The sequence below is a fragment of the Lysobacter spongiicola DSM 21749 genome (assembly GCF_900167055.1).
In the GTDB taxonomy this organism is placed as follows: domain Bacteria; phylum Pseudomonadota; class Gammaproteobacteria; order Xanthomonadales; family Xanthomonadaceae; genus Novilysobacter; species Novilysobacter spongiicola.
Genome location: NZ_FUXP01000007.1, coordinates 47,465 through 59,393, shown reverse-complemented (window position 1 = coordinate 59,393; position 11,929 = coordinate 47,465). Strand labels below are relative to the sequence as shown.

7 protein-coding genes are annotated in these 11,929 nt (G+C 69.3%); 3 read left to right on the top strand and 4 right to left on the bottom strand.

Translation table 11 applies throughout. The features are described from left to right. Positions 1–44: 44 nt before the first annotated feature. Positions 45–1,313: a hypothetical protein gene (locus B5D37_RS09885; RefSeq protein ID WP_143814251.1), complete on the top strand. Its 1,269-nt coding sequence runs from the start codon at positions 45–47 to the stop codon at positions 1,311–1,313. A 13-nt stretch (positions 1,314–1,326) separates the two neighbouring features. Here B5D37_RS09885 and B5D37_RS09880 read toward each other — a convergent pair whose 3' ends face one another. From B5D37_RS09880 to B5D37_RS09865, 4 genes are read right to left on the bottom strand one after another with little or no spacing between them, the layout of a single operon-like run. Then, complete coding sequence (locus B5D37_RS09880) at positions 1,327–4,215, bottom strand: FAD-binding and (Fe-S)-binding domain-containing protein (RefSeq protein WP_078758568.1); 2,889 nt, start codon at positions 4,213–4,215, stop codon at positions 1,327–1,329. 1 nt (position 4,216) lies between these two features. After that, positions 4,217–5,311, bottom strand: a complete 1,095-nt coding sequence (locus B5D37_RS09875) for an enolase C-terminal domain-like protein (protein ID WP_078758567.1) — start codon at positions 5,309–5,311, stop codon at positions 4,217–4,219. After that, entirely contained in the window at positions 5,308–7,101 is a 1,794-nt protein-coding gene (locus B5D37_RS09870; protein ID WP_078758566.1) for a thiamine pyrophosphate-requiring protein, read from the bottom strand. Before B5D37_RS09870 ends, B5D37_RS09875 begins: the two co-directional genes overlap by 4 nt. Next, positions 7,098–8,990 (bottom strand): glycoside hydrolase family 15 protein, encoded by a 1,893-nt coding sequence (locus B5D37_RS09865; protein WP_078758565.1) that lies wholly within the window; start codon positions 8,988–8,990, stop codon positions 7,098–7,100. The genes B5D37_RS09870 and B5D37_RS09865 overlap by 4 nt, the downstream gene beginning before the upstream one ends. A gap of 352 nt (positions 8,991–9,342) precedes the next feature. Here B5D37_RS09865 and B5D37_RS09860 point away from each other — a divergent pair, with 352 nt between their 5' ends. After that, entirely contained in the window at positions 9,343–10,446 is a 1,104-nt protein-coding gene (locus B5D37_RS09860) for a Glu/Leu/Phe/Val dehydrogenase dimerization domain-containing protein (protein WP_078758564.1), read from the top strand. Between the two features lie 125 nt (positions 10,447–10,571). Beyond that, a complete protein-coding gene (locus tag B5D37_RS09855) occupies positions 10,572–11,729 on the top strand; it encodes an isovaleryl-CoA dehydrogenase (protein ID WP_078758563.1) in 1,158 nt (385 codons plus the stop codon). The last annotated feature ends 200 nt before the right edge of the window (positions 11,730–11,929 follow it).

Below are 11,929 nucleotides of genomic sequence, written 5' to 3'. Positions count from 1 at the left end.
CGGCCGGACCGTGCCGGACTTGCCGTTGGACAGGTGACATGGCCATGCCCGCGACCGTCGTGGAGCCCACCCGGACCGCCCGCCTGCGCGCGGCGGCACGGGATGGTGCGCCTTGGTCGATGTTCAGGCTGGCGACCGCGCTTGCGGCCAGCGGCAACGCCGCCGCGGAGGAGGAAGCGCGGGCGCTGCACCGTCGGGCGGCGCGGGCGGGCCATGTGGGTGCACAGGTCGCCTACGGGCGAATGCAGTTGCAGGGCATCGGCGGCGAGTCCGATCCGCAGCACGGTGTGGACTGGTTGATGGCGGCCGAGCGGCTCGCCCACCCGGTGGCCGGTTACTGGCTGGCCTGGGCGGCGTTGGGCAGCGTGCTGCTGCCCCGGACCGCGCGCATCAACCAGCGCATCCTGGCGGCGATGCAGTACGGCTATACGCCGGCGCTGGTCGCCGCGGCCGTGCACCTGGGCCGGCGGCCGGACCCGGGCGACCAGGCGCTGTGCGTGCGCATGCTGGAGTGCGCCACGGCGAGGGGCAATGCGGTGGCTGCGCTGTTGCTGTCCGAGCGCCTGCAGCACGGCGAGGGCTGCCAGCCGGAGCCACGCCTGGCCGCGGCGGTAAGGGCCCGACTGCGCGGACAGGGGGTGGATCCGCTGCCGCTGTCGGTCGCCCTGCCGGTGCCGCCGGATGCGGCCGGCGCGGCGCCTGCCACACTCGCGTTCGAGGAGGCGCTGGCTCCGTCGCGGGCGGTCCTGCTGGCACCGCGCCCGCGCCTGTCGAAGATTGATGCCCTGCTCTCCACCGACGAGTGCCGGTTGCTGATGGCCGCCGCGCTGGTGCGCACCCGCCGGGCCGCCAGCACCACGGCGACGCTGCGGCTCGACATCGCCAATGAGGACCTGGCGCTGCGCATCGTGCAGTTGCGACTGGCCCGGGCGGCGCATGCCGAGCTCGCGCATGCCGAGCAGATCCAGATCCAGCGGCGCGGGCCTGGGGCCGGGGACGGCATCACCGCGGCCGGCTCGCGCCACTTCGACAGCCTGCAACCGGACGTATTGGCCCGCGACCACCCCGAGGCCGGCAACCGCGTGCGCACCCTGCACGTCTGCCTGCGCCCCGCGGACGGGGGCGGCGGCATGGTGTTCCCGCAGGCCGGGATGGGCACTACCCCGCGCGCCGGCTGCGCGGTGATGTTCGACACCCTGCACGCCGACGGCAGCCACGACAGCGACGCCTTGCACGCCGACCTGCCGGTGCGCAGCGGCGAGCAGTGGCAGGCCACCCTGTGGCTGCGGGAGGGGCGTTACCGGCAGGCCTGAGCACTGCCGGACTTCAGTGGCGGCTTTCGCTCTCCGCGATGGCCATCTGCAGCACTTCGGCCAGGTCCAGCGCGTGGCGCCCGGTCAGCTGGCGAATCTGCTCGCGGCAGGAGAAGCCGTTCGCCATCAGCAAGGTCTCATCCGGCGTCTGGCGCAGCTTGGGCAATAGTTCGTGCTCGGCGATCTGCAGCGAGACCTCGTAGCGGTCTTCGGCGAAACCGAACGAGCCGGCCATGCCGCAGCAGCCGGCGTTGCTGAAGGCGAAATCCACCCCTGCCCGCTCCAGCACCCGGCGCTCGGCGTCGGTATCCATCACCGCGTGGTGGTTGCAGTGCGGGTGCACCAGCGCGCGGCGGCCGAGCTTTGGCGGGCACCAGTCACCACGATCGAGGAACTCGCTGAGGATGAAGGCGTTGTCGGCCAGGTAATGGGCGCGGCCGTCGCTGGGGAACAGGCGCGGGAGTTCCTCGCGGAAGCTGGCGACGCACGACGGCTCCAGCCCGACCACGGGCAGGCCTTGGTCGATGTACGGCGCCAGTGCGTCCATGGTGTCGCGCAGCTGCGCGCGGGCCAGGTCGAGCATGCCTTCCGCGTACAGCGGCCGGCCGCAGCAGAGCGGCTTCTGCAGGACGATGGGCCGGTAACCCGCCGCCTCCAGCACGTCGGTGGCGGCCTTGAGCGGCCCCGGCGTCAGGTAATTGCCGAAGGTGTCCGCCCACAGCACCACGGGTTTGCCCCCGGCCGCCGGCGTACGTCCCGCGAACCATCGTTTGAAAGTGGGCTTGGCGAAACGTGGCATCTCGCGTTCCACCGCAATGCCGCCGACCTTCTTCGCCAGCCTGCCCAGGCCAGGTGCATGCAGCGCAGCGTTCGCCAGCCCCGGCATGTGCGACGCGATGCGGCTCCACCAGAAGATCAGCCCCATCGAGTAGGCATCGCGCGGGCGCATCCGGCCCTGGTAGTGGCGGGCCATGAACTCGGCCTTGTAGGTGGCCATGTCGACGTTGACCGGGCAGTCGTTCTTGCAGCCCTTGCAGGCCAGGCACAGGTGCAGTGCATCGCGCACGGCCTCGCTGCGCCAGCCGTCCTGGATGGTTTCGCCGCGCAGCATCTCGTGCAGCAGGCGAGCGCGGCCGCGGGTGGAATGCTGCTCGTCGCGGGTGGCGCGGTAGCTGGGGCACATCACGTCGCCGGTCATGTTGCGGCAGGCGCCGACGCCGACGCAGCGCATCGAGCTGCCGGAGAACTGGTGCTCGTCCTCCGGGTAGTCGAAGGCGGACGCGACCTTCGGCAGGTTCAGCCCGGGGCCTTCGCGCAGGTGTTCGTCCACCGCGGAATCGAACAGCTTGCCGGGATTCATCCGGCCGTCGGGATCCCACAGCGCCTTGAATTCGCGGAAGGCGCCGACCAGCTCGTCGCCGTACATCTTAGACAGCAGGTAGCCGCGGGCCTGGCCGTCGCCGTGCTCGCCGGAGAGCGAGCCGCCGTGGCGCACCACCAGGTCGGCGGCTTCATCAAGGAAGCGCTTCCACTTCTCGATGCCCTCGCGGGTTTCCACCTCGAAATCGATGCGGCAGTGCACGCAGCCGTCGCCGAAGTGGCCGTACAGGGCGCAGTGGTAGTCGTGCTGGCGCAGCAGCTCGCGGAATTCGCGCAGGTAGGTGCCAAGGCGTTCGGGCGGAACGGCGGCATCCTCGAAACCGGGATGGGTCTCGTGCTCGCCGGGCACGTGGGCGGTGGCGGCCAGGCCGGCCTCGCGCACCGTCCACAGGCGCGCCTGCTCGGCCGGGTCTTCCACCAGCTCCACGCTTGGGCTCTCGTCGCCATCGCCGCCATCGCCGATGCCATCGACCAGCCGTTGCGCCGCGGCGTTGGCGTCTTCCTGGTCGTCGCCGCCGAACTCCGCCATCAGCCAGCCTTCGCCATCGGGCAGGCGCTTGATGGCGCCGGGATGCAGGTTCTTCTTGCGCATCGCGGCGACCAGCGCCTCATCCATGCCCTCCAGCCCGTAGGGCTCGTATCGCAGTACCCGTTCGACGTCCGCGGCGGCATTGCAGACATCCGCGTAGCCGAGCATCACCAGCGTGCGGCACTTCGGGCGCGGGGTCAGCCGCAGGCGGGCCTGCAGCACCACCACGCAGGTCCCTTCCGAGCCCACCAGCGCGCGGGCAACGTTGACCCCGTGGTCGGGCAGCAGGTTGTCGAGGTTGTAGCCCGATACCCGCCGCGGGATGTCCGGGTAGCGCTCGCGGACCATGTCGGCGTAGCGCTCGCGCAGGCGCTGCAGGCCCTGGTAGATCTCGCCCTTGCGGCCGTCGGTGCCGGCATGTTCGGCGACCTCGTCACCGTCTTCGCCACCGACCCAGAAGCGCGCGCCGTCGTAGGTCAGCACCTCCAGCGCCACGATGTTGTCGGCGGTGCGGCCGGTGGTGACCGAGTGCACGCCGCAGGAGTTGTTGCCGATCATCCCGCCCAGGGTGTTGTGGGCATGGGTGGAAGGATCGGGCCCGAAGGTCAGGCCATGCTCGGCGGTGGCATCGCGCAGCTGGTCGAGCACGCAGCCCGGCTCCACCAGCGCGGTGCCCGCCTCGGCATCGATATCGACGATGCGGTTGCACCATTTGGAATAGTCGAGGACCACGGCGGTGTTGCAGCACTGGCCGGCCAGGCTGGTGCCGCCGCCGCGCGACAGCACGGGCGCATCGAACTCGCGGCAGGCGGCGACGGTGGCGACAACATCGTCAAGGTGGCGCGGCACCACCACGCCGATGGGGACCTGCCGGTAATTGGAGGCATCGGTGGCGTAGAGCGCGCGAGATCCCGCGTCGAAGCGGACCTCGCCATCAATCCGCTTGCGAAGCTCCCGGGCCAGTGCGTGTGCGGTGTCGGATGCCAGCGCCATTTCAGATCCTGTGCTCCTCCATGTCGGCCTCGCGCAGCACCAGGCCGTGGCCGGGGCGGCTGCGGTCGGGCACCAGCGCGCCATCCTGCAGCGGTGCCACGCCATCGAAGGCCATGGCCTCCAGCCGCACGTGGTCGTGGAAGTACTCCAGGTGCCGCAGCTCGGGCACGGCGGCGGCGACGGGGCCGTGCAGCGCCGGAGCGCAATGGGCGGACAGCGGAATGTGGTGGGCATGCGCCAGCGCGGCGGCATCGAGGAAGCCGGTGTAGCCGCCGCATCGCGTGGCGTCGACCTGCAGCACGTCCACGGCGCCGGCTTCCAGCATGCTGGCGAAATAATGGTTGGCCCAGCCGTATTCGCCGGCGGCGATCTCCATGCCACCCGGCACGCGGTCACGCAGCAGCCGCAGGCCCTCCAGATCGTTCGATGACACCGGCTCCTCGTACCAGCCGACTGCGGCGTCGGCGAACTCATCGGCCAGCGCGAGCGCCTGTTTGCGGTCATAGGCGCCATTGGCATCGACCATCAGCACCGCGCCGGGTCCGATGGCTTCACGGGCGATGCGGGTCCGCTCGCCATCCCGGCCCGGATCCGTGCCCACCTTCATCTTCACCTGCCCGATCCCCTGCCCGACCCAGTGGGCAAGCTGCGATTGCAGGCCATCGTCGTCCAGGCTGGTGAAGCCGCCACTGCCGTACACCGGCAGCGAGCGACGGGTGGAAGACAGCAGGTCCGGCAGCGAGACATCGAGCAGCTTGGCCTTCAGGTCCCACATGGCCACGTCCATCGCCGAGACCGCCATCGCGCCGATGCCGGGGTAACCGGCGTTGCGCAGGGCGATGACGGCATCGCGATGCATGGCACGGGTGTCGAACGGGTCGCGCCCCTCGGCCAGTGGCGCCAGCGTGTCCCGCACCACCGTCACCACCGCCCGATGGCCGTAGGTGTAGCCGAGCCCGCAGTGCCCACCCGCCTCGGCCCGCACCACGACCATGGTGGTGCTGTCCCAGCGGAAGCTGCCGTCGGCCTCGACCTCGTTGGTGGGCACCGTCCAGGCATCCACCCGCACGTTGGAGATGGACGGCCGCGCGCTCACTTGCCGTCTTTGTGCGGCAGCACTCCGGCCGCGACCTGCTTGATGCTCTGCTTGATGATGCCGGCGCTGTCCGGATCGCCATGCACCAGGGCGGACATCAGCGCGCGGGCCTGGCCCGGCTTGATGTGCGGCGGCAGCGGTGGCACGTCCGGATCGGTCACGAACTCGATCACCACCGGCCGGTCGGAGGCGAATGCATCGTCCCATGCCCGGCCGACATCCTCGGGCCGCTCGACCTTGATGCCGCGGAAGCCGAGCAGTTCGGCGTAACGGGCGTATGGGAAATCGATGACGTCCTGGGCAATGGGGAACTTCGGGTCGCCGGCCAGGACCCGCTGCTCCCAGGTCACCTGGTTGAGGTCGTGGTTGGCCAGCACCAGCACGATGAAGCTGGGGTTGCTCCACTCCTTCCAGTACTGCTGGACGGTGAGCAGCTCGGAGTTGCCGTTCATCTGCATCGCGCCGTCTCCGACCATGGCGATGACGGGGCGGTCCGGGAAGGCCATCTTGGCGGCGATCGCATAGGGAACGCCGCTGCCCATCGTGGCCAGGCCGCCGGAGAGCGAGCCCATCATGCCGCGCCGCATCTTGATGTCGCGCGCATACCAGTTGGTGTGCGAACCGGAATCGCCACACAGCACCGCACGCTCCGGCAGCCGGGGCGACAGTTCGTGGAACACGCGCTGGGGGTTGATCGGCTTCGCATCGGCCATGGCCCGGGCTTCCAGATCCTCCCACCACTCGCGTACGTTGCCTTCGACCTCGTCGCGCCAGCTGCGGTCATCCTTGTGCTTGAGCAGTGGCAGCAGGCGGGCCAGGGTCTGGGCGCTGTCGCCGACCAGGTTGATCTCGGTCGGGTAGCGCATGCTCATGTTGCGGGGCTGGATGTCGATCTGCACCGCCCTGGCCTGGCCCTGTTTGGGCAGGAATTCGGAGTACGGGAAGGTGGTGCCGACCATCAGCAGGGTGTCGCAACCTTTCATCAGCTCCCAGCTCGGCTTGGTGCCCAGCAGGCCGATGGAGCCGGTCACGAACGGCAGGTCGTCCGGAACCGCGGCCTTGCCCAGCAGCGCCTTGGCCACGCCGGCGCCGAGCCGCTCGGCCACCTGCACCACCTCGTCGGTGGCCTTGATGGCACCGGCGCCGACCAGCATCGCCACCTTGCCGCCCTCGTTGAGGATCGCCGCCGCGCGTTGCAGCTCGTCGTCGTTGGGCTGTGGGCGCGACAGCGCGTGCCCGACACCGGAATAGACGTAGCCGTGCTCGCGCGGGATCTCCTCGACCGCATCCACCTCCTGCAGATCGTTGGGCACGATGATGCAGGTCACCGCACGCTCGGATGCGGCGACGCGGAAGGCGCGGTCGACCACGTGCTGCAGCTGGGCCGGCTTGTTGATCTGCTCCAGGTAGTTGGTGACGTCCTTGAACAGCGTCTTGAGGTCGACCTCCTGCTGGTAGTCGCTGCCCAGCGCGGTCACCGCCTGCTGGCCGACGATCGCCACCACCGGCACGTGGTCGGCCTTGGCGTCGTACAGGCCGTTGAGCAGGTGGATCGCGCCGGGGCCGGAGGTGGCCATGCACACGCCGATCTCGCCGGTGAACTTGGCGTGGGCGGTGGCCATGAAGGCGGCCATCTCCTCGTGGCGCACGCGCACGTAGTGGAAGCGGTCGGAGGCGCGGTCGAGCGCACCCATGATCCCGTTGATGCCGTCGCCGGGGTACCCGAAGATGCGCTTGACGCCCCAGTCGGACAGGCGTTGCAGCAGGAAGTCGCCTACGGTCTGGCTCATGGTGTTTCCTCCGTGAGTGGTGTGTCGGGCGCGGCGGCACGCGCGCCGGTGGGGGAATGCCCGCGGCCGCCCTGCTCTTTCGATTGCTGTTCGGGCCGGGTCGGATCGGGTTGACCGGTGCGGCCGCGTTCGGCGTCGGCGACGATCCGGGCGCTGTTGATCAGGCCCACGTGGGTCAGGCCCTGCGGGATGTTGCCGAGCATGTCGCCGGTTTCGATGTCGTACTCCTCGCTCAACAGGCCGACGTGGTTGCACAGGCCCAGCAGGCGCTCGAACAGGTGCCGGGCTTCCTTCACCCGGCCGCTGAGGGCAAGGTTGTCGACCATCCAGAACGAGCACGGCAGGAAGGCGCCCTCCACGCCCGGCAGGCCGTCGAGCGGGTTGACCGGGCTGTAGCGGCGCAGCAGGCCATCCACCGCGAGTTCCTTGCCGATGGCATCGGCGGTGGCCATGGCCTCGGGCGAATCGGCGGCGACGAAGCCGACCAGCGGCAGCAACAGCAGGCTGGCGTCCAGGTCCTTGGCGCCGTAGCGCTGCACGAAGATGCCGCGCTCGCGGTCGAAACCGTGCTCGTAGATGTCGGCGCGGATGGCATCGCGCACCTCGCACCAGTGCTCCACCGGCCCCTTGATCAGGCCCTCGCGGGCGGCGCGGATGCAGCGGTCGAAACCCACCCATGCCAGCGCCTTGGAATGCACGAAGTGCGCCTCCCCACCACGCATCTCCCAGATGCCGCGATCGGGCTCGCGCCAGTGCTGCTCCAGGTCCTCCAGGATCGCGACCTGCAGGTCCCAGAAGTGCTCGCGCCCCTCCAGGCCGTTTTCGCGGCCGACATGCAGCACGTCGAGCACCTCGCCGCGGATGTCGAGCTGGAACTGGCGCCCGGCCTCGTTGCCGATGCGCACCGGGCGCGAATCGCGATAGCCGGGCAGCCAATCGGCCGTGGCCTCGGACATCTCCGAGTCGCAGTCCACCTGGTACAGCACGTGCATCGCCAGCGGCTCCCTTCGGACCGCGTCCACCAGCCAGTCGCGCCACTTGCAGGCCTCGTCGCGGTAGCCGTTGCCGAGCAAGGCGTAGAGGGTGAAGGTGGCATCGCGCAGCCAGCAGAACCGGTAGTCCCAGTTACGGCAGCCGCCGGCCACTTCCGGCAGCGATGTCGTCGCCGCCGCGATGATGCCGCCGGTCGGCTCGTAGATCAGGCCCTTCAGGGTCAGCAGCGACCGCATCACCGCGTCGCGCCAGGGGCCGTCGTATTCGCAGCGGCCGGCCCATTCGCGCCACCACTCGGCGCAGCTCTCCAGGGCGCTGTCTGGATCCATGGGCGGGTCCGTTGGGCGCCCGCCACGGGCGAAGGTCATGGCGAAGGTGACGCGATCGCCGGCGGCAAGTTCGAAGTCCGCGCGCACGTCGCCTTCCTCCACCCGGCACGGCACCGATGCGTTGAAAGCGAGGGCCTCGTCTCCCGCATGGCCAATCACCACCCCGTCCCGGTCCACCAGCTCCGGTGTGCAGGAGCCGAACTGGAAGCGCGGGCGGAACCGCATCTTCATCGGCACCCGTCCAGACACGCCCCGCACCACCCGGACCACCTCGGCGCAGTCGGGGTCGATCGGCATGCAGTCGGCGATGCAGACGGTGCCTTCTGCCACCTCGATCTCGGTCTCGACCACCAGGGTGTCGTCGCGGTAGCGCTGTTGTGTCCGGGTGGGCTGGCCGGCGGGTGCCAGTTCCCAGCAGCCGTGCTCCGGGGTGCCCAACAGGGCGGCGAAGCAGGCGGGCGAATCGAACCGTGGCAGGCAGAGCCAGTCGATGCAGCCGGAGCGGTCCACCAGGGCCGAGCCGCGGGTGTTGCTGAGGAAGGCGTGGTCGTTGATGGATGAGGGCATGCAGGCTCCGGTCCTGCCCTCCTTATGCGGCCGGCTGCGACGGCAAGGCCTGGCGCGCCTGCGGGCTGGGACGCGTGGGCGCCGTGCGGAGGGTCTTCGTTGGAGCGGGCGGCGGGTGCCAGCCCGCGGTCGAAACAGTGACACCGCGGGGCTTACGGTACGCAGCGGGCGTTGCGGGCCGGTGAAGTTCTTCTACAGCCGGGGCATGCACTGTCCCCGCCGACCGATTGCTTTAAACTGTCGCCCCGCAGCGGCCGGCTTCTAGCCCGCTGTCCTTGGTGAATCCCTCCGATTCAATGACTTACCACCCTCTGTTGGCGTAGTCCCTTCACACGCCGACGCGGAGCACCCGATGATTTTCGAAACCCTGGATACTTTCGGCCACGAGCAGGTCGTGTTCTGCCACAACAAGGACGCGGGCCTGAAGGCCATCATCGCGATCCACAACACCGTGCTGGGCCCTGCCCTGGGCGGCACGCGCATGTGGCCGTACCAGACCGAGCAGGATGCGCTGAACGACGTCCTGCGCCTGAGCCGCGGCATGACCTACAAGAATGCGGTGGCCGGCCTGGACATCGGCGGTGGCAAGGCCGTGATCATCGGCGACCCGGCCACCGACAAGTCCGAGGCGCTGTTCCGCGCGTTCGGGCAGTTCGTGCAGTCTCTGGGCGGGCGCTACATCACCGCCGAGGACGTGGGCATCGACGTCAACGACATGGAGTTCGTCTACCGCGAGACCGAATTCGTCACCGGCGTGCACCAGGTGCATGGCGGTTCCGGCGATCCTTCCCCGTTCACCGCCTACGGCGCGCTGCAGGGCCTGATGGCCTCGCTCAACAAGCGCTTCGGTGACGAGGAAGTCGGCAAGTACAGCTATGCCGTGCAGGGCCTGGGCCACGTCGGCATGGAGTACGTGAAGCTGCTCAAGGAGCGCGGCGCGAAGATCTTCGTGACCGACATCAACAAGGGCCTGGTCGAGAAGGCCGTGTCCGAGTACGGCGCCGAGGCCGTGGGCCTGGACGAGATCTACGACGTGCCGGCGGACGTGTACTCGCCGTGCGCGCTGGGTGGCACCGTCAACGAGCAGACCCTGCCCCGCCTGAAGGCGAAGGTGATCTGCGGCGCGGCCAACAACCAGCTGGCCACCAACGCCATCGGCGACGAAGTGGCCAAGCGCGGCGTGCTGTACGCGCCGGACTATGCGGTGAACGCCGGCGGCGTGATGAACGTCGCGCTGGAGATGACCGGCTACAACCGCGAGCGCGCGATGCGCCAGATGCGCACCATCTACCACAACCTGACGCGCATCTTCGAGATCGCCGAGCGTGACGGCATCCCGACCTACAAGGCCGCCGACCGCATGGCGGAGGAGCGCATCGAGCTGATGGGCAAGCTGAAGCTGCCGCTGGGCCGCTCGACCCCGCGCTTCCAGGGCCGCATCCGCGGCGGTGCGTAAGCGCCTCTGAAGCTGTACCGACGACGGGGCCGAGTGCCCCGTCGTCGTTTGCAAGATTCGACGTTGTTGTTCTTATCAGTACGCCATTCCCGTACGCCATTCCCACCCCCCTTCCGGAGCCTTCCATGCGCCCTTTCCCCCTTGGTGAAGAAATCGACGCCCTGCGCGAGGCCGTGCGCCGATTCGCCGAGTCGGAAATCGCCCCGCACGCAGCTGCGATCGACGAGGAGAACGCCTTCCCGCAGGAGCTGTGGCCGAAGCTGGGCGAGATGGGCCTGCTGGGGCTGACCGTACCGGCGGAGTTCGGCGGCAGCGAGATGGGTTACCTGGCGCACCTGGTGGCGATGGAGGAGATCTCCCGCGCCTCGGGTTCGGTGGGCCTGAGCTACGGCGCCCACTCCAACCTCTGCGTCAACAACCTGTATGCCAACGGCACCCAGGCCCAGCGCGAGAAGTACCTGCCCAAGCTGTGCAGCGGCGAGTGGAAGGGCGCGCTGGCGATGAGCGAGCCGGGCGCCGGTTCCGACGTGGTCGGCTCGATGAGCTGCCGCGCCGAGAAGAAGGGCGACGTATGGGTCGCCAACGGCAACAAGATGTGGATCACCAACGGCCCCGAGGCCGACGTACTGGTGGTCTACATGCGCACCGCCGGCAAGGACGCGGGCAGCAAGTGCATGACCGCCTTCATCGTCGAGCGCGGCATGAAGGGCTTCACTACCGCGCAGAAACTGGACAAGCTGGGCATGCGCGGCTCCAACACCTGCGAGCTGGTGTTCGACGATTGCGAGATCCCGGCGGAGAATGTCCTTGGCGAGGTCAACGGCGGCGTCAAGGTGCTGATGAGCGGCCTGAACACCGAGCGCCTGGTCCTGACCGGCGGACCGCTCGGCCTGATGCAAGCGGCCCTCGACATCACCCTGCCCTACGTACGCGAGCGCCGGCAGTTCGACGAGCCGATCGGCACCTTCGGCATCATGCAGGCCAAGGTCGCCGACATGTACACCGCGCTGCAATCCAGCCGGGCTTTCGCCTATCAGGTCGGCCGCGACTACGACGCCGGCCACAAGAGCCGCGTGGATGCCGCCTCCTGCCTGCTGCACGCCTCCGACGCCGCGGTGCAGGTGGCGCTGGAAGCGATCCAGTCGCTGGGCGGCAACGGCTACATCAACGAATACCCCACCGGCCGCATCCTCCGCGACGCCAAGCTGTACGCCATCGGCGCCGGCACCAACGAGATCCGCCGCATGCTGATCGGCCGCGAGTTGTTCGACGGGCGCAGCTGAGGGTGCTTGGGCCGGAGTGCGCCGGCACCTCCCGCTGCGACAGCTTTCGCCTCCGGGCGAGGCCTTCGACCTCCCGGGCGATGCCTCGCACCCCGGGCTGTGCTCTTCTGTAGGAGCGACGTGAGTCGCGACCGCGCATTTCCGGGTGGCATGTACAGGTCGCGACTGACGTCGCTCCTACACGGTCGGGGCGCGCGACG